At 72.8% G+C, this 23,777-nt stretch carries 21 protein-coding genes; 5 read left to right on the top strand and 16 right to left on the bottom strand.

Translation table 11 applies throughout. From position 1 onward, the window contains the following. On the bottom strand, window positions 1-1,530 hold the full coding sequence (locus ACFZAM_RS21120) for an SDR family NAD(P)-dependent oxidoreductase (protein WP_391048129.1): 1,530 nt from the start codon (window positions 1,528-1,530) through the stop codon (window positions 1-3). 267 nt (window positions 1,531-1,797) lie between these two features. On the opposite strand from ACFZAM_RS21120, the gene ACFZAM_RS21125 reads away from it, so the two are divergent. Genes ACFZAM_RS21125 through ACFZAM_RS21140 form a run of 4 tightly spaced genes read left to right on the top strand, consistent with a single transcriptional unit; the run spans window position 1,798 to window position 6,696 of the window. Next, complete coding sequence (locus ACFZAM_RS21125) at window positions 1,798-3,090, top strand: polyprenyl synthetase family protein (protein ID WP_391048131.1); 1,293 nt, start codon at window positions 1,798-1,800, stop codon at window positions 3,088-3,090. Further along, complete coding sequence (locus tag ACFZAM_RS21130) at window positions 3,087-4,625, top strand: phytoene desaturase (RefSeq protein ID WP_355335320.1); 1,539 nt, start codon at window positions 3,087-3,089, stop codon at window positions 4,623-4,625. Before ACFZAM_RS21125 ends, ACFZAM_RS21130 begins: the two co-directional genes overlap by 4 nt. Next, window positions 4,622-5,692, top strand: coding sequence for a squalene/phytoene synthase family protein (locus ACFZAM_RS21135; protein WP_391048134.1), 1,071 nt, complete (start codon window positions 4,622-4,624; stop codon window positions 5,690-5,692). Before ACFZAM_RS21130 ends, ACFZAM_RS21135 begins: the two co-directional genes overlap by 4 nt. Then, window positions 5,689-6,696: a DUF5914 domain-containing protein gene (locus ACFZAM_RS21140; RefSeq protein WP_391048137.1), complete on the top strand. Its 1,008-nt coding sequence runs from the start codon at window positions 5,689-5,691 to the stop codon at window positions 6,694-6,696. The genes ACFZAM_RS21135 and ACFZAM_RS21140 overlap by 4 nt, the downstream gene beginning before the upstream one ends. Window positions 6,697-6,710: 14 nt before the next feature. Here the strand turns inward: ACFZAM_RS21140 and ACFZAM_RS21145 are convergent, their stop codons facing one another. The 15 genes from ACFZAM_RS21145 to ACFZAM_RS21215 all read right to left on the bottom strand — a co-directional run bounded on the left by ACFZAM_RS21145 (window position 6,711) and on the right by ACFZAM_RS21215 (window position 23,002). Continuing rightward, window positions 6,711-8,258 (bottom strand): FAD-dependent oxidoreductase, encoded by a 1,548-nt coding sequence (locus tag ACFZAM_RS21145; protein WP_391048140.1) that lies wholly within the window; start codon window positions 8,256-8,258, stop codon window positions 6,711-6,713. Next, window positions 8,255-9,097 carry a class I SAM-dependent methyltransferase gene (locus tag ACFZAM_RS21150; protein WP_391048142.1) on the bottom strand — a complete coding sequence of 281 codons (843 nt, stop codon included), beginning with the start codon at window positions 9,095-9,097 and terminating at the stop codon, window positions 8,255-8,257. Before ACFZAM_RS21150 ends, ACFZAM_RS21145 begins: the two co-directional genes overlap by 4 nt. Window positions 9,098-9,156: 59 nt before the next feature. Then, window positions 9,157-10,440 carry a lycopene cyclase family protein gene (locus tag ACFZAM_RS21155; RefSeq protein ID WP_391048144.1) on the bottom strand — a complete coding sequence of 428 codons (1,284 nt, stop codon included), beginning with the start codon at window positions 10,438-10,440 and terminating at the stop codon, window positions 9,157-9,159. Window positions 10,441-11,046: 606 nt separating this feature from the next. Continuing rightward, the gene (gene dmpG, locus ACFZAM_RS21160) at window positions 11,047-12,069 is read right to left on the bottom strand and encodes a 4-hydroxy-2-oxovalerate aldolase (protein ID WP_391048145.1); all 1,023 of its coding nucleotides are present in this window, start codon (window positions 12,067-12,069) and stop codon (window positions 11,047-11,049) included. Between the two features lies 1 nt (window position 12,070). Continuing rightward, window positions 12,071-13,024 (bottom strand): acetaldehyde dehydrogenase (acetylating), encoded by a 954-nt coding sequence (locus ACFZAM_RS21165; RefSeq protein ID WP_391048230.1) that lies wholly within the window; start codon window positions 13,022-13,024, stop codon window positions 12,071-12,073. Between the two features lie 131 nt (window positions 13,025-13,155). Next, on the bottom strand, window positions 13,156-14,016 hold the full coding sequence (locus ACFZAM_RS21170; protein WP_391048147.1) for a fumarylacetoacetate hydrolase family protein: 861 nt from the start codon (window positions 14,014-14,016) through the stop codon (window positions 13,156-13,158). A gap of 187 nt (window positions 14,017-14,203) precedes the next feature. Further along, the gene (locus ACFZAM_RS21175; RefSeq protein WP_391048148.1) at window positions 14,204-15,691 is read right to left on the bottom strand and encodes an MFS transporter; all 1,488 of its coding nucleotides are present in this window, start codon (window positions 15,689-15,691) and stop codon (window positions 14,204-14,206) included. Between the two features lie 210 nt (window positions 15,692-15,901). Continuing rightward, window positions 15,902-16,714 carry a 3-(cis-5,6-dihydroxycyclohexa-1,3-dien-1-yl)propanoate dehydrogenase gene (gene hcaB, locus ACFZAM_RS21180; RefSeq protein ID WP_391048151.1) on the bottom strand — a complete coding sequence of 271 codons (813 nt, stop codon included), beginning with the start codon at window positions 16,712-16,714 and terminating at the stop codon, window positions 15,902-15,904. Beyond that, on the bottom strand, window positions 16,714-17,571 hold the full coding sequence (locus tag ACFZAM_RS21185) for an alpha/beta hydrolase (RefSeq protein WP_355335344.1): 858 nt from the start codon (window positions 17,569-17,571) through the stop codon (window positions 16,714-16,716). Before ACFZAM_RS21185 ends, hcaB begins: the two co-directional genes overlap by 1 nt. Continuing rightward, window positions 17,568-18,833, bottom strand: coding sequence for an FAD-dependent oxidoreductase (locus tag ACFZAM_RS21190; protein ID WP_391048153.1), 1,266 nt, complete (start codon window positions 18,831-18,833; stop codon window positions 17,568-17,570). Before ACFZAM_RS21190 ends, ACFZAM_RS21185 begins: the two co-directional genes overlap by 4 nt. Continuing rightward, a complete protein-coding gene (locus ACFZAM_RS21195) occupies window positions 18,830-19,144 on the bottom strand; it encodes a bifunctional 3-phenylpropionate/cinnamic acid dioxygenase ferredoxin subunit (RefSeq protein ID WP_355335349.1) in 315 nt (104 codons plus the stop codon). Before ACFZAM_RS21195 ends, ACFZAM_RS21190 begins: the two co-directional genes overlap by 4 nt. A gap of 48 nt (window positions 19,145-19,192) precedes the next feature. Beyond that, on the bottom strand, window positions 19,193-19,756 hold the full coding sequence (locus ACFZAM_RS21200; RefSeq protein WP_391048156.1) for a 3-phenylpropionate/cinnamic acid dioxygenase subunit beta: 564 nt from the start codon (window positions 19,754-19,756) through the stop codon (window positions 19,193-19,195). 15 nt (window positions 19,757-19,771) lie between these two features. Continuing rightward, window positions 19,772-21,130 carry a Rieske 2Fe-2S domain-containing protein gene (locus tag ACFZAM_RS21205; protein ID WP_391048159.1) on the bottom strand — a complete coding sequence of 453 codons (1,359 nt, stop codon included), beginning with the start codon at window positions 21,128-21,130 and terminating at the stop codon, window positions 19,772-19,774. Between the two features lie 28 nt (window positions 21,131-21,158). Next, entirely contained in the window at window positions 21,159-22,049 is an 891-nt protein-coding gene (locus ACFZAM_RS21210; protein ID WP_391048161.1) for a VOC family protein, read from the bottom strand. A gap of 152 nt (window positions 22,050-22,201) precedes the next feature. Then, window positions 22,202-23,002, bottom strand: a complete 801-nt coding sequence (locus tag ACFZAM_RS21215) for an IclR family transcriptional regulator C-terminal domain-containing protein (RefSeq protein WP_391048163.1) — start codon at window positions 23,000-23,002, stop codon at window positions 22,202-22,204. A 110-nt stretch (window positions 23,003-23,112) separates the two neighbouring features. On the opposite strand from ACFZAM_RS21215, the gene ACFZAM_RS21220 reads away from it, so the two are divergent. Continuing rightward, window positions 23,113-23,739 carry a TetR family transcriptional regulator gene (locus ACFZAM_RS21220; protein WP_391048164.1) on the top strand — a complete coding sequence of 209 codons (627 nt, stop codon included), beginning with the start codon at window positions 23,113-23,115 and terminating at the stop codon, window positions 23,737-23,739. Window positions 23,740-23,777 lie beyond the last annotated feature (38 nt).

A 23,777-nucleotide genomic window follows, 5' to 3' on the forward strand; every position in this document is an offset into this window, starting at 1 on the left:
TCAGTGGGTGGTGACCGGCCGCGGGCTCGGGGCGGACCTGCCCTGTTCCGCCGCCTTGGCGATGTTGCGTGCCATGCCGCCGAAGACGAACGCGTGGAAGGGCGAGATGCTCCACCAGTACGCGTGGCCGAGCAGCCCGCGCGGGTGGAACAGCGCCCGCTGCCAGTACAGGGTGCGGCCCTGGTCGTCCCGGTCGGCGTGCAGCTCCAGCCAGGCCAGGCCCGGCAGTCGCATCTCGGCGCGCAGCCGGAGCATCCTGCCGCGGTCGATCTCCTCGACCCGCCAGAAGTCCAGGGAGTCCCCGTTCCGCAGATGAACGGCGTCACGGCGTCCGCGGCGCAGCCCGACACCGCCCGCGAGGCGGTCGAGCCAGCCGCGGACCGCCCAGGCCAGGCCGAAGGAGTACCAGCCGTTCGTGCCGCCGATGCCCTCGATCACGCGCCACAGCGCCTCGGGTGAGGCGTCGACCACCTGCTCGCGGCGGTCGGTGTAGAGGCTGCCGCCGGACCAGTCGGGGTCGGTGGGCAGCGGGTCGCTGGGCGCGCCGGGCAGCGAGGCGGAGGACCAGCGGGTCGTGACCTGTGCGTCCTGGACCCGCCGCAGGGCCAGGGCCAGGGCGCGGCGCAGCGGGAAGGGCTGCCCCTCGCCGTCCGGCACGTAGCGGGCGATGTCGTGCTCGGAGCAGACCACCTCGTGCCGCAGGGACTCCGCGAGCGGGCGGGCGATCGACCGGGGCACCGGGGTGACCAGTCCGATCCAGTGGCTGGACAGCCGTGGGGTGAGGACGGGGACCGGGACGATCAGGCGTTTGGGCAGACCGGCGATCGCCGCGTAGCCCTGCATCATCTCCCGGTAGGTGACGACGTCCGGGCCGCCGATGTCGAAGGGGCGGCTGACCTCCGGCGGCATGGCGGCGCTCCCGACGAGGTAGCGGAGCACGTCGCGGACGGCGATGGGCTGGATCCGGGTACGGACCCAGCTCGGGGTGACCATCACCGGCAGCCGTTCCGTGAGGTAGCGCAGCATCTCGAACGACGCGGAGCCCGATCCGATGATCACCGCGGCGCGCAGCGCGGTGGTGGGCACCCCCGAGTCCAGCAGGATGCGGCCGACCTCGGCGCGCGAGCGCAGGTGCGGCGAGAGTTCGGCCTCCGGTACTCCGCCGGGGGTCAGGCCGCCGAGGTAGACGATGCGTCCCACCCCTGCGGCGCGGGCCTGCTCGCCGAAGACCCGGGCCGCCTCCCGGTCGGTCTTCTCGAAGCCGGAGCCGGTGCCCAGCGCGTGCACGAGGTAGTACGCCACGTCCACGTCGCGCATCGCCGCCGCCACCGAGTCGGGATCGGTGACATCGCCCTGGACCACCTCGGTGTCGTGCACCCATGGGTGATCGCGGAGCTTTCCGGGTGAGCGGGCCAGGCACCGGACCCGGTACCCGGCGGCCAGCAGTTCGGGCACCAGGCGTCCGCCGATGTAGCCCGAGGCCCCGGTGACCAGGCACAGCGGCCCGGGTTCGGTGGCATCGCTGATCATGAGCAGCTCCGTTCCGCGCGTTGTGTTCCCCCCACCGTCCCCCTTCACGGTCTCTTCCGCGCGGCCCGGTCGGCCGGATGCGGGCCGGACCACCCGCATGCGGAGATTCGTCGACAGTGACCCGATGTGGCGGCGTGATCACGATGGGTCACTCGTGGTGAGGTGTTTTCGCCCCTCCCGGCAGCAGTGGACGTCCGCTGCATCCGCGGGGGCGTCCCGGACGGAATGACCGAAGACGAAGCCGAACGACGCGAGGAGAGGAAGTCGATGAGGCGCATCGCGGCGGACGAGCACCCCTCCCCCGGTGAGCAGGCGGCCCGGGGCGCCCCGTACGACGCTTCCGCGCGCGTCCTTGTCCCCCGCCCGCCGGACCCCGCGGCCGTGGACGCGGACGTCGCGGACCACGTCGGGCGGGTGCTGGCCAATGAGCTCGGCGAGCGGGTGGCGGCAGCGGCGGCGATCGACGCGGTCTTCGCGCGGGACCTCGCCGAGCGGGTCGCCGGGTTCACCCTGGGCGGCGGCAAGCGCACCCGGTCGCAGTTCCTGTGGTGGGGGCTGCGGGCCGCGGGCGGCGGCGGGTCCGCCGAACAGGTGCACGCGGCGCTGCGGATCGCCGCCGCGGTGGAGCTCGTCCAGACCTGCGCGCTGGTGCACGACGACGTGATGGACGGCTCCGCGCTGCGGCGCGGACAGCCCGCGGTCCATCTCGACCTCGACGCGCAGTACCCCTGCGCGCGCCGCTCCGGCCCCGCCGAGCCCTTCGGCCGGGCGGCAGCCGTCCTGGTCGGCGACCTCGCGCTGGCCTGGGCCGACGACACCGTCGCGGCCACCGCCCTGCCCGGCGACACCTCCCGCAGGGTGCGCGTGCTGTGGCAGGCCATGCGCACCGAGATGGTGGCCGGGCAGTACCTGGATCTGCACGGGCAGACCACCGGTGCGCGGTCGGCCGCGCGTGCGCTGCGCACCGCCCGGCTGAAGAGCGCACTGTACTCCGTCGAGCGCCCGCTGGCGCTCGGGGCCGCTCTGGCCCGCGCGGACGAGGAGACCACCCGGGCGCTGTGCGCGGCGGGCCGACAGGCGGGCATCGCCTTCCAGTTGCGCGACGACCTGCACGGGGTGTTCGGCGACTCCGCGTACACGGGCAAGCCGACGGGCGAGGACATCCGCGACGGGAAGCCCAACTACCTGATCGCGGTGGCCCGCGACCACGCCGAGGCCGCGGACGACCGGCGGGCCCTCGCCCTGCTGGACACGGCCGTCGGCGACCCGCGGTTGTCCGACGGCGATCTGGACCGGGTACGGGACCTGCTCGTCTCGACCGGCGCGCGGGCCGCCGTCGAGCACCGGATCGAGAAACTGGCCGCCGACAGCGCCCGGTTCCTGGCGGGCGCGACGCGCGTCGGACCGGTTGCCAGGGCCCGGCTCCTCGACCTCTTCCAACGCGCCGCGGGCGTATGCCCGGACGGGCGGTCCGTACACCACGCCCCGCACCCGCAGGACCGACCGGCAGCCGCCGGACCGGGCCCGCGGGAAGCCGCTGCCGCAGGAGACCACCGATGAGAACAGTGACGGGACGCACCGACCATGTCGTGGTGGTCGGGGCCGGGCTGTCCGGGCTGTCCGCCGCGCTGCACCTCCTGGGCGCGGGACGCCGGGTGACGGTTGTGGAGCGCGCCGCGCTGCCCGGCGGCCGGGCGGGCAGGATCGAGCGGGGCGGCTACCGGATCGACACGGGTCCGACCGTGCTCACCATGCCCGACCTGGTCGCGGAGGCGTTCGCGGCCGTCGGCGAGACGATGACCGACCGGCTGGACCTGATCGCGCTGCACCCGGCCTACCGGGCCTTGTTCGCCGACGGCAGCCGCCTCGACGTGCACACCGGCGCCGAGGCCATGGAGGCGGAGATCGAACGCTTCGCCGGTCCGGCGGACGCGGCGGGCTACCGGCGGCTGCGCCGCTGGCTGACCGACCTCTACGCGGTCCAGATGCGGCGGTTCATCGACGCCAACTTCGACTCGCCGCTCCAGCTCGTCCACCCGGACCTGGCCCGGCTCGCGGCGCTCGGCGGCTTCGGCCGACTCGACGCCCGCATCGGCGACTTCGTCTCCGACGAGCGGCTGCGCCGGGTCTTCACCTTCCAGGCGCTGTACGCGGGCGTACCGCCGGCCCGCGCGCTCGCCGCCTACGCGGTGATCGCCTACATGGACACCGTGGCGGGCGTCTACTTCCCGCGCGGCGGCATGCACGCGCTGCCGCGGGCGATGGCGGACGCGGCGGCCGACGCGGGGGCCGACTTCCGGTACGGGCAGGACGTCACCCGGCTGGAGCGGTCCGGCGACCGGATCACCGCCGTCGTCACGGACCAGGACAGGATCGCCTGCGACGCGGTGGTGCTCACCCCCGATCTGCCGGTCGCCTACCGGCTGCTCGGCCGGACCCCGCGCCGGGCGGTCCCGCTGCGGCACTCGCCCTCCGCGGTGATCCTGCACGCGGGCACCGACCGCACCTGGCCGGAGCTGGCGCACCACACGATCTCCTTCGGCGCCGCGTGGAAGGACACCTTCCACGAACTGACCCGCGCCGGGACCCTGATGTCCGACCCGTCGCTGCTGATCACCCGGCCGACGGCGACCGACCCGCGACTGGCCCCGCCCGGCAAGCATCTGCACTACGTCCTGGCGCCGTGCCCCAACACCGCCATCGGGCCGGACGCGCGCGCCTGGGGAGAGCTCTCGCCGCGCTACCGCGACAGCCTCCTCGCCGAGCTGGAGCGGCGCGGCCTGACCGGGATCGGCGCCGCCATCGAGGAGGAGTCCCTGGTGACGCCCGCGGACTGGACGGCGGACGGGCACGCGGCCGGTACGCCGTTCTCCGCGGCCCACACCTTCGCGCAGACCGGCCCGTTCCGTCCCCGGAACCTCGTGCGAGGCACTGAGAACGCGGTGCTGGCCGGCTGCGGAACCACGCCGGGCGTGGGCGTGCCGACCGTGCTCATCTCCGGCAAGCTCGCCGCGGCCCGTGTCACCGGGCCGCGCCCGCGGCGGCCGTCCCCGCCCGCCCGGACCCGGCTCGCGACGGAAGGCACCCCGGCGTGACCGCGCGCGAGCTCGACGCGGCCGGGATCGACGCGCCCGCGCTGCGCGCCGCGTACGCGCGCTGCCGACAGCTCAACGCCCGGCACGGCAAGACGTACTTCCTCGCCACCCGGCTGCTCCCGGTCGAGCGGCGACCGGCCGTGCACGCGCTGTACGGCTTCGCCCGCTGGGCCGACGACATCGTCGACAGCCTCGACCGGACGCGGACCCTCCAGGAGCGGGCCGCCGCGCTCGACGCGCTCCAGGAGGAGCTGGCGGCCGGGCTGCGGCACGGGAACAGCAGGGAGCCGGTGGTGCGGGCGCTCGCGCACACGGCCGCCGTGTACGACATCGACCACCGGCACTTCACCGACTTCATGGCGGCGATGCGCAGCGACCTCGAGGTGCGCGACTATCCGACGTACGCGGACCTGCGCGGCTACATGCACGGGTCGGCTGCGGTGATCGGCCTCCAGATGCTGCCGGTGCTGGGCACGGTCGTCCCCCGCGCGGAGGCCGCCCCGCACGCCGCGGCACTCGGTGTCGCCTTCCAGCTCAGCAACTTCCTGCGGGACGTGGGCGAGGACCTGGACCGGGGCCGGGTCTATCTGCCCGCGGACCTGCTCGCCGCGCACGGCGTGGACCGCGGCCTGCTGCTGTGGAGCCGGACGACCGGCGCCCGCGACGCACGGATCACCGAGGCGCTGCGGGCCGCCGCGGAACTGACCCGCGGCGTCTACCGGGAGGCGGCGCCCGGACTGCCGATGCTCGACCCGGTGGCCAGGCCGTGCATCCGTACCGCTCTCGTGCTCTACGGCGGGATCCTGGACGCGATCGAGGACGACGGGTACGCGGTCCTGCACCGCCGTGCGGTGGTACCGCGCGAGCGGCGCGCGGCGGTGGCGCTCGACGGGCTGGTCCGGCTGGGCGCGGCGCGGCTGCGCGCCCGGGGCGGCGCGACGGCACCGGAGCCGAAGGACCGAGGGCAGGCTTCACGGACGCAAGGGCGGCCACGTCAACCACCGCGTGAACGGCCGTCGTCGGTGGGCCCGTCGTGGTCCCGCTGGGAGAAGGAGAACATGTCGTGACCGACCACCGGCCCGGCCGCTTTCCGCTGCGGCTGCGCCGCGACCCGGCCGGCTGGGCGCAGCAGCGGCCGACCTGGCGCGACGCGGCGCCGCGGCTGATCGGCGACGCCCTGAAGCGGGCCCTGGCGCGGCCGTCCGGCAACTGGTTCGTCGTCGGCGGCTCCCGCGCCGTCAAGGACGGCCGCCCGTACGGCAGGACCGTCGGCGGCACCGAGGTGGTGCTGTGGCGGGACGCGGCGGGCACGCTGCGCGGCGGCCCCGGCGCCTGCCCGCACCTGGGCGCGCCGCTCAAGGACAGCTCGGTGCGCTGCGGGACGCTGATCTGCCACTGGCACGGCCTGTCCCTGAAGGGCGCGCCGTTCGCGGGCTGGGAGCCGTACCCCGTGCACGACGACGGGCTGCTGGTCTGGGTGCGGCTGGACGGGGTGGGCGGCGAGGAGCCGACGGCCGCCCCGCTGGTGCCGGTCCGGCCGGAGCCCGCGGGCGCCCTGGCCGCGGTCTATACGGGTTCCGGGGTGTGCGAACCGGAGGACGTGGTCGCCAACCGGCTCGACCCGTGGCACGGCGGATGGCTGCACCCGTACTCGTTCGTGGACCTCACGGTGGTCGGCACACCCACTGGCGATGCCGACGCGGCGCACGACGCCTTCGCGGTGGACGTGTCCTTCAAGGTCGCCGGACGGGCGGTGGTGCCGGTGCGCGCGGTGTTCACGGCGCCGGAGCCCAGGACCGTGGTCATGCACATCACCGAGGGCGAGGGGCGGGGTTCCGTGGTCGAGACGCACGCCACGCCGCTCGGCCCCGACCGGTCGGGGCGTCCGCGGACCGCGGTGGTGGAGGCGGTGGTCGCCGCGTCGGACCGCCGCGGGTTCGCGGTCGCGCGGGCCGCCGCCCCGGTGCTGCGCCCGCTGATGCGCGGGGCCGCCGGGCGGCTCTGGCGCGACGACCTGGCGTACGCGGAGCGGCGGTGGGCACTGCGCGCCGCCGGCCGCTTCCCGGGCTGACGGCGCGCGGCCCGTCACGTGTCCCCGAGGGCCGCCAGCGCCCGCAGTACGGCTGAGCGGCCCCGCTCCGGGACCGTCCAGAGCGTCTGGCCGCGCACGCCCCACCGCTCCAACAGGGCGTTGGCGGCCAGGAAGCCGGTGGTCGCCGCGCGTTCCATGAGGGCGACCGGGAGGTCGGTGCGGACCGCGTCGCCCGCCACCGTGACGGTCGGGTGCGGGGTGCGGACGGTGGGCCGGTCGTGGAAGCCGCCCACCGGGAACAACGGGCAGTCCGCGCGCCATTCGTGCCGCTGGTCGACGATCGAGGCGTGCGCCGTCTCGGGATACACCCGGTGCATCTGCCGCACCAGCCGGTCCTGGGCGGCGGGCAGGTCGTCGGAAGCGTAGGCGTACGCGTGCAGTTCGACCACCGAGCCGCCGGTCCTGGCCGCCCAGCGCGCCGCCTCGCCCTCCCAGCGCTCCAGCACGCTGATGTTGTCGAGCGGGCCGAAGCCGCTGGTGCCGAGGAAACCCGGCCGGTCGGCGGCGACCGGGCGGTCCAGCCAGAGCCGGGAGACGAGGAACGGCGGCGCGGTGCGCAGCCGTTCGGCCCGCTCCCGCCACGGCGCGTCGCACAGGCCGGGCGAGGCGGCGGCCAGGCGGCGCAGGCCGCCGCTGTCCAGGGCGAGGACGAGGGCGTCGAAGCGCCGCGTCCTGCCGTCGGCGGTGACCGTCGGGCCGTCGGGCCCCGACGACCCGGCCGCGCTCACTTCGGTGCCGGTGCGCACGTCCGCGCCGTGGCCTTCCAGGTAGCGGCCGAGCGGCTCCCACAGCGCCCGGGGGTACGGCTCGTCGGGGACGTCGAAGAGCAGGCCCTCGCTGGAACCGAGGAAGTAGATGTGGAACATCAGGACCAGCTCCGCGGCCGAGAGTTCGCGCGGGTCGGCGAAGAAGCTGCGGGAGAACACCTCGAAGGCGAGGTGCTGCGCGGCGTCGGGGAAGCGGATACGGGCCAGGAAGTCGGCGGCGCTGACCGTGTCGAGGCGTGCGTAGACCTGCGGCACGCGCACGTCCAGCAGGGGCAGGGCGGCGGCCGGGTTCATCCGGAGCAGGTCCCGCCAGCCGAAGGCGGGGCTGAGGGCGACGAAGCCGAGGGCGCTCCACGGCGGGGTGCGCGGGACGCGCGCGAAGCTGTCGTACAGGCCGCTGCTGTGCCGCAGCGGGTAGTCGGGCAGCGCGGTGAGCATGCCGAGGGAAGGGTCGGCGCGGCGGAGCAGGCCGCGCAGGTTGTAGTACTGGCGGAAGAAGGCGTGGAAGCCGCGGCTCATGGTGACCGGTGAGCCGTCGGCCAAGTCGGTGGACCAGCCGGCCAGTCGTCCGCCGAGGCCGCGCTCGCGCTCGTACAAGGTGACCCGGGCGCCGCGCTCCGCCAGGCCGGTGGCGGCGGCGAGCCCGGCGATACCGCCTCCGATGACGGCGACCTCGGGGGCGTCGGCGCCGAAGCGGGGGCGGCCGGGCGGCGCGGGAATCGTCCGGGCGCGCCGGTCGCGGCCACGGCGGGGCACGGCGGGGCGCCCGGTCACCGCGGGTCCCCGTGCTGGTTCCGGAGCTGACGCTGCGGCTGCGGCTGCGGCTGCGGCTGCGGCTGCGGCTGGGCCAGACTTCGGGGCGGGTGGGGTGGCCCCTGTTCCGGCTCGGCGCGCGGCGGGTCCTGGGGTACGCGGCCGAGCACGGTGTGGGTGATGCCGGTCTGCCAGCCGGGCAGCGGCAGGACGCGGACGGAGCCGAATCCGGCGCGGCGCACCCGGTCGCCGAGGGCGGCGGCCGTGTCGAACGCGACGACGCTGGTGTAGAGGTGGCGGTAGAGACCGGCGTCGCCGGTGAGCCGTCCTGCGGGCAGCACGACGCCCTTGCACACCCCCGCCCAGACCGCCCGGTGCGCGGCGCTCCCGCCGAGCGCGTACTCGTGCACGGCCAGTCGGCCGCCGGGGCGGAGCCGGTCGCGGACGGCGGTGAGGACGCGGTCAGGGTCGGCGACGTTGCGCACGAGATACGCGGCGAACGCGGCGTCGAACCGCCCGGTGACGAAGCCCCCTTCGGCCAGCTTCTCCACGGGCGCGTGGAGGAAGGAGACGGTGGCGGGCCAGCGTTTGGCGGCTGCCCGCTCCAGCATCCCGGCGGAGGCGTCCACGGCCGTGATCTCGGCGTGCGGAGCGGCGGCGAGCAGCGCGGCGGTCGAGGAGCCGGTGCCGCAGCCGAGGTCGAGCAGGCGCAGCCCGGCCCCGCCGTGCGGCAGCCGCAGGCGCCGGGCGGAGCGGCGCAGGTGCGCGTGGTAGCCGGGGTTCATCGCGGTCAGCCGGTCGTAGCGGGCGGAGCCGTGGTCGAACGCCGACGACAGCTCGTCGTCTCGCAGCAGGGGCATGGGGCGGACTTCCTGTTGGGGGGCGGCATCGGGGCGGGCGGCGTCGGGGCGGGGCGGCATCAAGGGGCCGCACCGGGGCGGCGGCTCACGGGCGCGACGGGAGGCGGGTCGGGTCTGCGGGCGACAGATTCGCCGGGCTCGTGCCTGCGCAGGAAGGGCAGTTCGGCCACGGTCCGCAGCATCGGGGCGACCGGGGTGCTCAGACCGATCAGGAAGTCCTCCCCCGGTCCTGAGCCGCCGTCGAGGAAGCGCAGCAGACGCTCGGTCGGCACCCGGCGGAACAGCCCGGTGAAGAAGTCCGCGCCGTCCACCCGCCCGGTGTCCAGGGCCCGCAGCATGACGGCGTCCATCGCCCGGGAGCGGCGCGAGTGCGGGGAGGGCGGTACGGGGGCGCGGCGCGGCCGACCGCCGACCGTGGGATCGCCGGTCAGGAGGGCGTCGGCGACGGCCCGTGTCTGCCGCTGGACGGCGGCGAAGGTGTAACCGGTCGACGCGCGGGTCGCGCCGCCCGCCGTGCCGATCCGGAACACCGAACGCCCGGCGCGCGGGGTGAACCGCCCGTCGGTCATCGGGATCACGCCCTGTTCCACGCCGGTCACCTCGAACCGGCCGAGCCTCAGCACGTCGTCGGTGTAGTGCCGCAGCGCCGCGTCGTACCGCGCCGTGTCCAGGACCCCGGCGGAGAATTCCGTGTACTCCACGAGCGCCTGCCGTGGCCCGAGCGGCAGCACATAGCCGAAGGACAGCCCGTGCGCGGGACGCGGTGTGCGGAAGTCCATCAGGTCGGCGACCGAGGGGGCGAAGGCGTCGTCCGCGGTCCGGACGAACCAGCCCCTGAAGTGCTGGAGCAGCGTCGTGCGGGCCGCGGGGAGCCGTGGGAGCGGGCGGGAGTCGAAGACCCAGCGGGCGTTCAGCTCCAGGGACCGACCTGCCGTGTCGTGCCCGGAGACCCGCGCGCCGGTGGCCGTGTCCTGCACGGACTCGACCGTCGCCTCGATCCGGCGGCAGCCGTCCGGTCCCGACAGGCGCTCGTCCACCAGCCGTTCGAAGGCGCCCGACCGCAGCATCTTGTAGCGGAACGGCGCGGGATCCGCCACGGTGGCCGAGCCGTCGGGTCCCCGGACCCGCAACCGGTCCCAGGAGGCGGCCAGGACCGCGTCGTACGGGCCGCCGGGCGGCTCCCAGAAACACCAGGTGCGCTCGGGCGGTCGCAGCGGACCGGACGGTGCGTCGACCAGCACCACGGCGGGCCGGTGCCGGGCGGCCGAGGGCGCGCACAGCCGGTGGGCCAGCGAGAGCCCGGCCGCGCCCGCACCCACGATCACGACGTCCGCGTCCCGCACTCGTGCTCCTCCCGGCGCGACGAACACCTGACCGTCCGGGCCCGGCTGCCGCGTTGCAGATCTTTCCGCAGCGAAGGCCCGGTTGGATGCACGCGGGGCGCGCGGCGAGCGGCGATCACGCGAATGGGGACGTCTACGAGGAGCGATCCCCCGGTACCGGCCGCCCAGGGAATCGCGCAAGACAGCTGTGGGGGGCGGGTGTTGGGCGCGGCTGTTGGCGGCGGGCCTCACACGAGAGCCGCGCGATGGAGTCCGCGAGCGACTCTGCCCGGTCGGCCGCTTCACCGGCCGGGACGGCGACGGGTTCGTGGCCGAAGCGCCGACAGCTCTCTTCGTGGATCTCCCCGAAGACCGGCGACTCCCGGCAGGCGATCCGCCGCGCACGTCCTGGGGGTCGCGCGCACCATGCCCGTCGCCTCCCGTCGTTGACGTCCGCGCCCGCTGTGCGCGTTCTCGGGGGGCCGCCGGGGCCCGTCTCCGGCGTGGGCCCGCGCCGCGCCGCACGCCGCCCGGACAGCGGTGCCCCGCGCGGTGGGCAGCCGCCGCGACGATCCGGCTTCCCCCACCGCGCAGGGCAGCTGCGGGCCCGCGCCGGTCGCGGCCGTCTCAGACGGACGGGCTCTGGGCCGCCACGAGGTCGAGCGCGATGTCCACGATCATGTCCTCCTGGCCGCCGACCAGGCGTCGGCTGCCGCACTCCATGAGGATGGTCCGGACGTCCACGTCGTAGCGGGCGGCGGCGGCCTCGGCGTGCCGGAGGAACGAGGAGTACACACCGGCGTATCCGAGGGTCAGGGTCTCCCGGTCCACGCGCACCGGGCGGTCCTGCAAGGGCCTGACGACGTCGTCGGCGGCGTCCTGGAGCCGGAACAGGTCGCAGCGGTGCTGGTATCCGGAGATGTTGGCGACGGCGATGAAGGCTTCGAGCGGGCAGTTGCCCGCTCCAGCGCCGTGGCCCGCAAGCGAGGCGTCCACGCGCCGGACGCCGTTCTCCACCGCGACGACGGAATTGGCGACCGACAGCGACAGATTCTCGTGTGCGTGGATGCCGATCTCGGTGGCGTCGTCGAGGACGTCCCGGTAGGCCCGTACGCGGGCGGCGACATCGGCCATCGTGAGCCGCCCGCCGGAGTCGGTGACGTAGACGCACTGCGCACCGTAGGACTCCATCAACTTGGCCTGCCGCGCGAGCTGTTCGGGCGGGGCCAGGTGCGAGAGCATCAGGAAGCCCGAGACGTCCATGCCGAGTTCGCGCGCAGCGGCGATGTGCTGCGCGGAGATGTCCGCCTCGGTGCAGTGCGTCGCGATGCGCACGGACCGCACACCGAGTTCGTACGCACGCTTCAGCTCGTGGATCGTTCCGACGCCCGGGAGCAGCAAGGTGGTCAGGCGGGCCTGCCGCAGGACGTCCGCGGCGGCCTCGATCCACTCCCAGTCGGTGTGGGATCCGGGACCGTAGTTCACCGATCCCCCGGCGAGTCCGTCGCCGTGCGCCACCTCGATCGCGTCGACTCCGGCGGCGTCGAGGGCGGTGACGACGCGTCGCACGTCCTCGGGGGTGATGCGGTGGCGTACGGCGTGCATGCCGTCCCGCAGTGTCACGTCCTGTACGAATATCGCAGCCGACATCTCAGACTCCTGCCTTCGCCGCGGCGATCCGCTCGGCGACCCGCAGGGCCGCCGAGGTCATGATGTCGAGATTCCCGGCGTAGGCCGGGAGATAGTGCGCCGCTCCCTCGACCTCCAGGAAGACCGAGACCTGGTGGGTGGGGCTGTCGGCCGCGGCGTCCAGGAGGCTGTGCACGGGCTGCCCGGCCGGAATGCGGTCGATCTGCACCCGCTGCTTCAAGCGGTAGCCGGGCACGTAGGCGGCGACGTCGGCGACCATCCGCTCCACCGACGCGCTGATCCGTTCCCGGTCCTCGGCGTCGGGCGCCCGGACGAGGGCGAAGACGGTGTCGCGCATCATGAGCGGCGGTTCCGCGGGATTCAGGATGATGATCGCCTTGCCGCGCCGCGCCCCGCCGACCCGCTCGATGGCGGCGGCCGTGGTCTCGGTGAACTCGTCGATGTTCGCCCGGGTGCCGGGCCCCGCGGACTTCGAGGAGATCGAGGCGACGATCTCCGCGTACGGCACCGGCACCACCCTGCTGATGGCGGCCACGACCGGGATGGTGGCCTGGCCGCCGCAGGTCACCATGTTCACGTTGGGCGCCGCGAGATGCTCGTCGAGGTTGACCGCCGGGACGACGTACGGCCCGATCGCCGCGGGCGTGAGGTCGATGAGCCGCTTGCCCAGCGGTGCCAGCTTGGCGGAGTTCGCTTCGTGGGCCTTGGCCGACGTGGCGTCGAAGACGATGGCGATGTCCTCGACGCCGGGCAGCCGCAGCAGACCGTCGACGCCTTCGTGGGTGGTCGCGACCCCGAGGCGGGCCGCACGCGCCAGCCCGTCGGAGGCGGGGTCGATGCCGACCATGGCCGCCATCTCCAGGTGCCGAGCGTTGCGCAGCACCTTGATCATGAGGTCGGTGCCGATGTTGCCCGATCCGATGACGGCGACTTTCGTCCTGGCCGCACCCGCCATACGCGTCGCGCCCGTTGCCGTCGTCGCGTCCGTCGTACGTGTCGTGCCCGCTGTCTTCGTCGCGTCCGCCGTACGCGTCGCGCCCGCTGTCTTCGTCGCGTCCGCCGTACGCGGCGTGCCCGTTGTCTTCGTCATGCCCGCTCTCCCTTGCCGAACCGCACTTGCACCGCGCCGAGCCCGGACAGCCGGGCGACGACGACGTCGCCTTCGACGACGGGACGCATCGGACCGAGCGCGCCGGACAGCACGAGCTGCCCCGCGCGCAGCGGATCGCCGAGTTCCCGCGCGGTCCGGGCGAGCCAGACGACCGCCGCGACGGGATCGCCCAGGCACGCGGCGCCGGTGCCGGCGGAGACCTCGTCGCCGCCGATCGACATCGACATCCGCTGCTCCACCGGGCTGAACGCGTCGAGCGAGAGCCGCCGCGGGCCGATGACGTACGCCCCGGCCGAGGCGTTGTCGGCGACGGTGTCCGCGAAGCTGATGTCCCAGTCGGCGATCCGGCTCCCGCACACTTCGAGGGCCGCCGAACCCCAGGCGATCGCGCCCCGGACCTGAGCGTGGTCGAGCGGGCCTTCGGTCAGGTCGTCGCCGAGCATGAACGCGATCTCCGCCTCGACCCGCGGCTGCGTCACGCGGTCGATCGGGACCGTGTCACCGCCGAGGAACGCCATGTCGTCGAAGAGGACGCCGAAGTCCGGCCGGTCGACGCCGAGTTGCTCCTGGACCGCCGGTGAGGTGAGGCCGATCTTGCGCCCCACGACGCGGGCGCCGGCCCGCAGGCGGTGCGCGGCGACGGCGGCCTGTACGGCGTAGGCGCCCGGCAGGTCGTCCGCGCCGATCAGGTCGCGGACCGGTGCGCAGGGCACGCCGCGCGCCGCGGCGTCGATGAGCCGGGCCGCCGCGGCGGCGACGGCGGCCTCGTCGGCCGCGGCCGGCCGGCGGGGTGCGCCGGTCCCGTGCGGGCGTGTGGATGATCGGGAAGAAACCATGGTGGTGTGCCACCCAACAGAACAGGGGCCACCGGAGATCCGGTGGCGACGGCCGAATGATTGGCAGAGGTTGTCGTCGGTGCCGTTTCGCCGCGCATCCGACGCGGTGGTGACCGGCCGGGCCGGGCGGCAGCGTCGCCCGGCCCGGCCCCTCCTCAGGAAGTCAGGAAGTCAGGAGGTCACAAGGTCAGTTGGTCAGTTGGTCGGCCGGTGCGCCGACGGACGGCTGCGCGGACGCGGGCACCCGTCCGCGGCGGGCGGAGTAGCAGATGAAGGCGACCAGGACGTCGCAGCAGCCCGCGACGAGCAGACAGATCCGGAACCGGTCCTCGGCCGGCACACCGGGGACGGCGGCGACACTCTTCGACTGGAGGATGCTCGAATAGACCGCCGGGCCGAGCGACCCGGAGATCGTCATGATGATGCCGATCATGCCGATCCCCATTCCGGTGAGTTCCGCGCGGACGCTGCTCTGGATGGAGCTGAACAGTCCGACGCCCACCAGGCCGCTGCCGACGCCGTAGACGCACGCGGCGACCAGGAACGACGCCACGGAGGCGCCCCCGGACATGGCCAGGATCAGGGTCAGCGCGGCGGCGCAGTGACAGGTAGCGCCGACCCCCGCCACCAGCAGCGGCCTGGTACGAGCGCCGAGGACGCCCGCGCCGATACCGGCGAGCGCGCCGAGCAGCGAGTAGGGCAGCAGCAACAGCCCGGTGTCCAGGGCGTCGTACCCGAGGCCGTATCCCGCGGCGGAGGGCGTCTGGACGTAGAACGGGATGAGGAAGGTGACCGACTGGATCGCCATGCCGATCGTGAAGCCCGCCACGACCGTCCGCGCGACGGTCCCGGACCTCAGGAGCGCCAGATGGAACACCGGGGTCTTCGACCGCTTCTCCAGCGTCACCCACACGGCCCCGCCCGCGAGACCGGCAGCGGCGAAGCCGATCGCCTTCGCCGACGAGATGCCGTCGGATCCGGCCGTCTTGATGCCGTAGAGCAGCAGGACGATCCAGGCGACCAGGCCGATGACGTTCCCGATGCCGAACGCGGCCGTGGCGTCGCGGGAACTCGACGGGATGACGGCCCAGACGCAGATCCCCACCACGACGTACACGACGGTCGCGCCCAGGAAGAAGTCCTGCATCGAGACCCGGCTCAGCGCCAGCCCCCCGGCGACGAGCCCGACTCCGGCCCCGACGGCCTGTGCGACCTGGCTGACGATCACCGCGGTGTGCACCGAGGAGCCCGCCAGGTGGCGGCGCAGGACGCCGACGCCGAGCTGACCGGCCGCGGAGCCGAGTCCCATGACCGCCGCGCCGATCAGCATCGCGGGGAAGGTGTGCGAGATGCCCGGCACGAGCATGCCGGTCGCGAGGAGCGCGGCGCCCAGTGTCGCGGCTCCGCGGTCGCCGAGCACGTCCGCCAGCCGCGGCAGCAGGATCGTGCTGACGCCGCCGCCTATCAGCAGCAAGGTGAGCACCCACGCGACGTCGCCGACCGTCAGGTGGAACTCGCGCTGCACCACGGGAAGCAGCGGGGTCAGCATGAAGGTCACCGCGGACGAGGTGAAGCCGAGCAGCGCGGCCACGGCGATCAGGGGATTCCTCCCGCGGGTACGGACGGGTCTCTCGACGCGCGGTCTTTCCTGGTGGTGTGTTTCGCTGTGCGTCATCGCACTGCCTCTCCTCATGTCATGAACGCCCCTGGGGCCATCCCCGCCGCGGTGTCGGCACCTGCGAGCGGAGGGCGGGCCGCTCGGCGAGCGACCGGTGACCGGAGTATGTGATTCGGCCAGGTGAGCGGCCAGCAATACGTTCTGCCTGGGGGAACGCGGCCGAAACACGTCACCGCCGGGAGCGGTGGGACGGCGCGCGGGACAGCGTTACGGCGCGGGGTCGGGGCGGCGCGGGGTGCCCACGGCGCTCACGTCGAGGACCGCGCCGGTCACGGTCGCGGACTCCTCGCGCGAGGCGAGCAGGACGTACGGGGCGACGTAGTCCTCGGCGCTGGGGGCCAGGTCGAGGGCGGAGTACCGACGGAGCCGGTCGCCGGTCGGCAGCATGTCGCTGATGGAGGTGTCGCCCAGCGCCATGGCGCGCGGCCCGCGCAGATCGGTCGCCATCCCGCCCGGCGCGACGGCGTTCACCCGCACGCGCGGCGCGAGTTCGTAGGCCAACTGCGCGACCAGTCCGACTCCGGCGTGTTTGGACGCGGTGTAGAGCACGCCGCCGCCGCGTGGGTACAGGGCGGCGTTGGACAGGGTGAAGATCATCGATCCCCGCCGCTCGGCGAGCGCCTGGGCCGCCGCCCGGGCGCCGAGCAGGTAGCCCTTGACGTTCACGCCGAACAATTCCTCGTAGCCGCTCTCCAGTTCGGCCATCGACATGTCGAGCGCCGCCCGGCCGAAGTCCCACAGGCCCGCGTTGCCGACGAACGTGTCGAGTCCTCCGAAGGCCGACACGGCCGCTTCGACGGCGGCGGTGTTGTCCTCTCCCGAGGTGACGTCACCGCGTACGCCGCGTACGCGGTCGCCGTGCGCCTCCCGCAGGTTGTCGAGTTTCTCCGGCGACCGTTCGAGCACCGTGGCCGTCGCGCCCTCGGCGACGAAGCGGTCGACGACGGCCCGGCCGAGTCCCGAGCCGCCGCCGGTCACCAGCACCGACAGCCCGGCGAGACGCCCCTGTCCGGCGGCCATCAGTGGTGTTCCAGGAAGTGCTTGACCGTGGCGTTGAACTCGGTGGCGTGTTCGAGCTGCGCCCAGTGACCGCAGCGGCCGAACATCAGCAGCCGGGAGTCCGGGATGACCGCGTGCGCGCGCAGGCTGGTCTCGTAGTGCACCGTACGGTCGTCCCGGCCGTGGATGATCAGCGTCGGCACGTCGGACCGCGCCATCTTCTCCCCCGCCTGCGCGAAGCCGGTCGCGCCGACGCCCGCGCGCATCACCTCCAGCCAGTTGCGCAGGTGCTCCGGCCTGCTCACGGCGGTGCGCGAGCGTTCCTCGGCCAACTCGCGGGTGGCGTGGGCCGGATCGAAGCACATCACCTCGACCAGCTTCTGGAAGTTCTCCGGTGAGGGGTCCTCGTAGGTGTCGAAGATGATCCGGATGCCTTCGGACATGCCGTTCGGCGCCATCACGTTGACGCCCCAGATGCCCGAGCCCATGGTCACCAGGTGCGAGACCCGCTCGGGGTGCTCGGTGGCCATGACCATCCCGATCGCGCCGCCCATGGAGTTCCCGACGAAGGCGGCGCGGTCGATGCCCATGGCGTCCATCAACTGCGTGACGGCCGCGCCCTGGTCGCGTCCGGTCGCCACGCTCTGCGGGTTGGAGTCGCCCCAGCCCGGCATCGTGACGGCGACGCACCGGAAGTCGGCGGCGAGTGCGCGGATGTTGGCCTCGAAGTTCGACCAGCCGGTGGCGCCGGGCCCGGTGCCGTGGATCAGGAACACGGGATCGCCGTCACCGGCTTCGTTGATCTGGATCTGGTAGTCGGCGGTGTCGACCAGCCGGTAGGTGGAGTCGTGGGTGATCTCTGAGGTGACGGTCGTCATTGCGCGCTCTTTCTCACGAGGTGCTGTTTGAGTGTTCCGCGCAGGTCGAGGCCGGGGTCGGACAGCAGTCGGCTGTCGACCGGCACGTTTCCCGCGATGAGCCGCTTCACCACGCCGACCTCGCGGGCGGCGCCCATGCCCGCTGCCGCCGCGATCCGGCCGTGGCGCAGCCAGAAGGCGAGGAACCGGTCGGGTACCGCGCCCTCCCGGAGGACGAAGTCGTCGCTGCGCCGGGGCCGTCCGATGATCTGCAACGTGGTGTCGTACTGGTCCGACCACGCGTAGGGCGGCGCGGTGTACCGCACCGGGCTGCCGGCGATCGTGCTGCCCACCGCCGTACCGTGCCGCTGCGCCGCCTCCCAGTGCTCGAGCCGGCCGCGGGCGGTCAGGTGCGGGTGCGGCTGGCTCGCGACATCGCCGGTCGCGTAGATCCACGCCCGGCTGGTCTGGCCGAACTCGTTGACGGGGATGCCCCAGTCGTCGACGTCGATACGTGCCGTACGGGCCAGCTCCGTCCGCGGGCGTACGCCGATCCCGACGACGACCGTGGCGGCCGGTACGCGCTGGCCGTCCGACAGACGCACCGCCTCCACGCCCGCCGGGGAGCCGAGGAATTCCGTGACCGTGACGCCGGTCAGCAGCCGCACCCCGTGGTCGCGGTGCAGCCGCGTCATCAGGTCCGCCACGGCCGGTCCGAGCACGGAGGCCAGCGGATACGGCTGCGCTTCGACCACGGTCACCTCGATGCCGCGCCGACGGGCGACGGCGGCGAGTTCGAGGCCGATGAAGCCCGCGCCGATGATGACCAGCGGGCCGCCGCGGGCCAGCCGCGCGTGGAGCCGTACCGCGTCGGCGGCGTCCCGGAGCGACAGGACGTTGTCGGCGTCGGCGCCGGGCGTGGTGAGGCGGCGCGCCGCGACACCGGTCGCCAGCACCAGCCGCCCGCAGCCGAGGACGTCGCCGCCGCTCAGCCGTACGGTGAGCGCGGCCGGATCGATGCCGACGACGCGTTCGCCGAGCCGCAGCGCGATGTCGAGGTCCTGGTAGACCGACGGGGGCTGGATGGGCACGAGACCGGCCGACTCCCCGTCGAGCAGTCCTTTCGACAACGGCGGCCGTTCGTAGGGGAGGTTGGGGTCCGCGTCGACCAGCGTGACTCTGCCCCGGTAGCCGTGGCCGCGCAGGGCCACGGCCGCGCAGACTCCGGCGGCGCTGGCCCCGACGATGACGCAGCTCTGACCGGGGACGGCCGACGTGCTCAACTCCGCTCCGGTATCTCGACCATGACGTCGTCGCCGTCCAGCTTCACCTGGTAGGTGCACAGCGGGAGGGACGCGGGCGGCGACAGCACGGAACCGGTCCTGAGGTCGAACTTCGCGAAGTGCCAGGCGCATTCGACCTGGTCGCCGTCCACGTACCCGTCGGCAAGCGAGGACTGGCCGTGCGTACAGGTGTCGTTCAGGGCGAAGAATTCGCCGTCCGCCCTGAACACGGCGACGGGCGGCACCGTCGGCATCTGGAGTGCGTCACCGTCGTCGAGTTCGTCGACGGAGCAGGCACGGATCCACGGCATTGCTGCACCTTTCGGTAGGCGCGGGACGGCGCGCGGGGCGGGTTGGGGTCAGAAGAAGTTGCTGAGGTTGCCGGACTGGAGCACCGTCTGGTCGAGGTAGACGAACCGCTTGGCGATCGCGAGCCCGTTCTCCGTACGCCGCAGCGTGTCCTCGCGCCGGCCGACCCACTGGTCGGTGTCGCTCTTGAGCCGGGTGCGGTAGAGCAGGAAATTGCTCTGCACCACGAGTTCGTCGCCGCTGTCCTCGGTCACCCGGACGTTGGTGATGAGGTGGCGGGTACGGGACGGCGGGTCCTCGGCCCACGAGGTCCCGGTGGCGAACTTCTTGGCCCGCGTCCGGAGGAACTGCTTGTCCTCGTCGAAGTAGGCCATCTCGCCGGGCTTGGTGAACTCCAGGTGCAACTGCCGCCTGGTCATCGTCCGCCGCAGCGGCATGAAGTAGTGGGTGTCCTCGGTGAAGAGGCCGACCCACTCCTCGTACTGGTGGGCGTCGAGCAGCGCCGACTCGTAGGAGTAGAACTGCTCCACCTCGTGCTGCCGCAGCAGCGTGTCGAGGTCGACGGCGTGCGCGGCGGGTACGGCACGCGCTGCGGGTACGGCGTGGGTCGTCATCGCGGGCTCCTGGGCCTAGTAGCGGTCGTGGGGAGCCGTGCTCTTGCGCAGCCCCTCCCACGTGGGGTTGCGGAGCCACTCGCGCCAGGAGTGGTAGGTCCACAACTGGGCGTGCTCGTTGATGGGCGCGTCGATGACGGCGAGGCCGTCGTCCTTGACGACCTCGGACGTGCCGAGACCCATCTTCAGAAGCTGGGGGATCTCGCGGCTCTTGGTGCCCTTGGTCTGGAGGGTGGACTGCGCCCAGTTCTCGCCGTCCTCCTGTTCGAGCATTCCTGCGGGCCCGAAGAAGTGGATCTGCGCGTGCAGCGCGGCGGCCTGCTCCTGCGGCGAGGCGTTCTTGTCGCGGAAGGAGTACCACCAGATCTCGGTGACGTCGGGGCTGCGCGGCACCCGCAGGCTGAGCTGCGCGTTCGCCGTGACCCAGGCGGTCGGGAAGATGTGCGGGTGGCCGCCCACCCGGCTTCCGTGCCGTCCGAGCTTGGCCTGGGTCTGCGGTGTGTAGCGCCACTCGAACAGCTCCCGGCCCCCGGCTGTCACCTCCAGCGACTCCTGGTCGGGACCCGAGATCGCGTGCCCGTACTCGCCCACCATCACGACGTTGTGCAAGTCGCTGGGCAGGAAGGGGACTTCGAGGTCGGCGCCGGATTCGGTCCTGGCCCCGCCGTCGACGAACTCGTCCGGCGGGGCCGGGATGAGACCGACGGCGAAGGCCGACATGTGCGTGATCTGCGGGTGGTAGTAGTCGAAGACGTTGTCGACGGTGAACTTCCAGTTGGTCCTGACGGTGAACTTCTGGACGCCGGGGACGGCCTCCATGTCGCCGCGCTCGGCGAGCAGGTCCAGTCCGAGCCGGCCCGTCGCGCCGAGGTACTCCTCCAGGGGCGGCGCGTCCGCGTCCATGGTGGCGAACACGAAGCCGCGGTAGGAGCCGAGTTGGGCCACCTTGCGCAGCGGGTGCTTGGACAGGTCCAGCTTGTCCTTGTAGAAGAGGGACTTGCCGGGCACGCCGATGAGTTCGCCGTCCAGTCCGAAGGTCCACCCGTGGTACGTGCACATGAAATTGCGGACGTTTCCCTCCTCTGCCCGGCACACCGCGTTGCCGCGGTGCGAACAGGTGTTGAGGAAGGCGCGGATCGAGCCGTCCCGCTGCCGGACCACGAGGACGTTGTCCGATCCCATCGGGGCCTCGAAGAAGTCGCCGCGCTTGGGGATCTGCGTCTCGTGGCACAGGAAGAGCCAGGCCCGGCCGAATATCCGTGTCATCTCCAGATCGAAGATCTCCTGGTCGCTGAAGATGCGCCGGTCGATCTCGCCTCTTTCGAGCGAGACCAGGTCATCGAGCTGGTCCACCGCGCGTGGGGAGTCGTTCATGGTGTTCTCCTTGGCGTACACGTCACCGTCAGTGGGTGTGATTGCGGTCGTGGCCCCAGAACTGGGCAGCGTCCCAATTCGTGATCGTCCAGGTCTCGTCGTCGATCAATTTGCCGGCGGTTCCGTACTCCACGCCGATCCCGGACGGCGACTTCATGTAGAACGAGAGCATTTCGTCGTTCGTGTGACGGCCGAGCGTCGCGGTGAGGGAGATCTCCTTCGCGCGCACCCGGTCCAGTGCGCGGCCGACTCCGTCGACGCTGTCGACCTCGAGCATGAAGTGGTCGATGAAGGGCTTCCTGCCGTCCGGCGCGGGACCGAACGCGAGTGAGTGGTGCCGGGGATTGACGTGGGTGAACGTCAGGACCAGGGGCTTGAAGGTGATGTAGTCGCTCACCTTGAAACCGAGGACGTGGCGGTAGAAGGCGACCATCTCGTCCACGACGGACGAGACGAGCACGATGTGGCCGACCCCGAGGTCGTTGCCCTTGTCGTCGCGCGTCACGAACCGGACGCCGGTCGGCGAGACGAACGCGGAGGACACGGTGACGGCGCCGTAGAACAGCTCCAACCGGAAACCGGCCGGATCGGCGAACCGCACCAGCCGGCGGACTCCGCGCAGGTCGGCGAGGTGCGGATCCTCCGTGACGGCGACCCCGGCGCTCTCCAGGTCCCGCACCTGGGCGTCGAGGTCTTCCTCGGTCGCCACCTCCCATCCGACGTAGGAAAGCGTGTCGTCCCCGGCGCGTACCGCGATGCGGTGGTGCCTGGCGTCCATCCGCAGAAACAGCGTTTCGACGTCGTCGGCGTCCCGTCCGCGGGTGACGTGCAGGCCCAGAATGTCGCCCGCGAAGTCCTCCCACGCGTCGAGGTCCTGCGCACCTATGCCGATGTAACCGAGCGCTTTGACATAACTCACGCGCGATTCCTCCGATTCCCAATGGATGACGCGGAAGCCCTCGGAAAACACACAGGGGAAGGGCCTGCGCATAACTGTATTGAGCGCCCGAAAAGAAGCCAGGATTCTGTTCCGTCAGACGGAAAGCAGTTGTTCCGGCGTGCTCCCCCGGGTCACTTGCGATGCAGCGCGGACGAGAGCTGCTGCGCGGTGTCGACGAGCACCGACTTGTAGCGGGCGGGGGTGCGGCCGAGCACCGGGCAGGAAAGCGAGACCGCGGCGACCGCGCGGCTGTGATCAGCGGCCCAGACCGGCGCCGCCAGGCAGGCCACGCCGAGGAACGACTCCTCGTGATCCGTCGCGATACCGGTCTCGCGCACCCGGAGCAGTGAGAGCTTCATCCGCTGGGCGTCGGGAATGGTGTACGCGGTGAACCGCTTGAAGGATCCGTCGAGAACGGTCCTCAGATGCAGGGAGGGAGCGAACGCGAGCAGCGCCTTCCCGAGCCCTGTGGCATAAGCGGGCCTGCGTCCGCCGATACGCGTGTCCATTCTCGGTGCGCCCAGCCCGGAGACTTTGTCGATGTACAGGATGTCGGCGCCGCTGAGAATGGCGAGATGAATGGTCTGCCGGGTGAGGGCGAACAATTCCGCCAGATAGGGAGAGGCCAGTTCGCGCAGGTCCTTCGCGGCGCCGACCTGTACCCGGCTGCCCAGCTCGAAGACGCGCTCGGCGAGCAGATACCGCTCGCCTTCCTTGGCCACATAACCGTGCTCGATCATCGCGCTCAGCAGCCGGTGGACGGTCGACTTGGCCATCCCGGTGCGGGCGGCGATCTCCGAGACGCCCAGCGACTTCCGCGAACCGGACAGGGTGTCGAGCACGGCGAGCGCCTTGCCGACGGATGTGTCGCGCACTTCGCCGGCCGCCGCGGCGGCGTCGTGCACCCGCCGCGGGCTTTCCGGAGCAGGCATCGGGTTCCTCCTCAAGGTACGAGGTCACCAGCCGTTAAATGGGAGTAAACTCTCACTTAGCCGTCACAGTAGGCTGCCCGCAGTCGCATCGCAAGAGTGGGGAGCGGAGATTGCCGGACGAGTCCGCAGCACCGGTACCGGTACGCAAGCGCGCACCTCGCGCCGACTCCCGGCGGAACGTCGATCGCATCCTGGCGGCGGCCCAGACCCTGATCGAACGCGAGGGGCCCGATGTCACCCTCGACGAGATCGCCAAGGAGGCCGGGGTCGCGCCCGCCACCCTCTACCGGCACTTCCCGAGCAGAATGCATCTGTTCGAGGGCGTCTACCGCGGTCGCGTCGCGCGACTGGCCTCCATGGCAACGGAGTTGGCGCAGCGCGACGAGCCGACGGCGGCACTCCTGAACTGGCTGCGCCAGTTCGTCGATCTGGGAGTCGAGGCGCAGGGAGTCCTCGCCGGACTGCTCGCGCAGGGGCTCCGTGAGACCGACCCCGTCGCCAACACCGAGTGGGGTCAGTCGCTGCTGGTGTCGGCGGCGGATCTGCTGCTGCGGCCCGCCCAGGAGCTCGGCGCGATCCGCGACGACCTCACCGCCGACCAGCTCGTGGCGCTGCTCACCGGCATCACCCTGGCCGTCCACACGCTCGGCCGCTCCGCGTCCGCGTCCGCTGCCCGGGCCCTGGACGCACACCACGCGCTGAATCTGCTGCTCGAAGGTCTCACGCCGCGGGCGTGACCGCCGCCTTCACGGCCGGAGGCCCGCGGCGGCGCGCA

Source organism: Streptomyces sp. NPDC008079, from assembly GCF_042957385.1.
In the GTDB taxonomy this organism is placed as follows: Bacteria; Actinomycetota; Actinomycetes; order Streptomycetales; family Streptomycetaceae; genus Actinacidiphila.

Coding starts and splice junctions, on each gene's coding strand:
- ACFZAM_RS21120 (WP_391048129.1), bottom strand. CDS start 1,530: ATGATCAGCGATGCCACCGAACCCGGGCCGCTGTGCCTGGTCACCGGG.
- ACFZAM_RS21125 (WP_391048131.1), top strand. CDS start 1,798: ATGAGGCGCATCGCGGCGGACGAGCACCCCTCCCCCGGTGAGCAGGCG.
- ACFZAM_RS21130 (WP_355335320.1), top strand. CDS start 3,087: ATGAGAACAGTGACGGGACGCACCGACCATGTCGTGGTGGTCGGGGCC.
- ACFZAM_RS21150 (WP_391048142.1), bottom strand. CDS start 9,097: ATGCCCCTGCTGCGAGACGACGAGCTGTCGTCGGCGTTCGACCACGGC.
- dmpG (WP_391048145.1), bottom strand. CDS start 12,069: ATGTCGGCTGCGATATTCGTACAGGACGTGACACTGCGGGACGGCATG.
- ACFZAM_RS21165 (WP_391048230.1), bottom strand. CDS start 13,024: ATGGCGGGTGCGGCCAGGACGAAAGTCGCCGTCATCGGATCGGGCAAC.
- ACFZAM_RS21170 (WP_391048147.1), bottom strand. CDS start 14,016: ATGGTTTCTTCCCGATCATCCACACGCCCGCACGGGACCGGCGCACCC.
- ACFZAM_RS21175 (WP_391048148.1), bottom strand. CDS start 15,691: ATGACGCACAGCGAAACACACCACCAGGAAAGACCGCGCGTCGAGAGA.
- hcaB (WP_391048151.1), bottom strand. CDS start 16,714: ATGGCCGCCGGACAGGGGCGTCTCGCCGGGCTGTCGGTGCTGGTGACC.
- ACFZAM_RS21185 (WP_355335344.1), bottom strand. CDS start 17,571: ATGACGACCGTCACCTCAGAGATCACCCACGACTCCACCTACCGGCTG.
- ACFZAM_RS21195 (WP_355335349.1), bottom strand. CDS start 19,144: ATGCCGTGGATCCGTGCCTGCTCCGTCGACGAACTCGACGACGGTGAC.
- ACFZAM_RS21200 (WP_391048156.1), bottom strand. CDS start 19,756: ATGACGACCCACGCCGTACCCGCAGCGCGTGCCGTACCCGCCGCGCAC.
- ACFZAM_RS21205 (WP_391048159.1), bottom strand. CDS start 21,130: ATGAACGACTCCCCACGCGCGGTGGACCAGCTCGATGACCTGGTCTCG.
- ACFZAM_RS21215 (WP_391048163.1), bottom strand. CDS start 23,002: ATGCCTGCTCCGGAAAGCCCGCGGCGGGTGCACGACGCCGCCGCGGCG.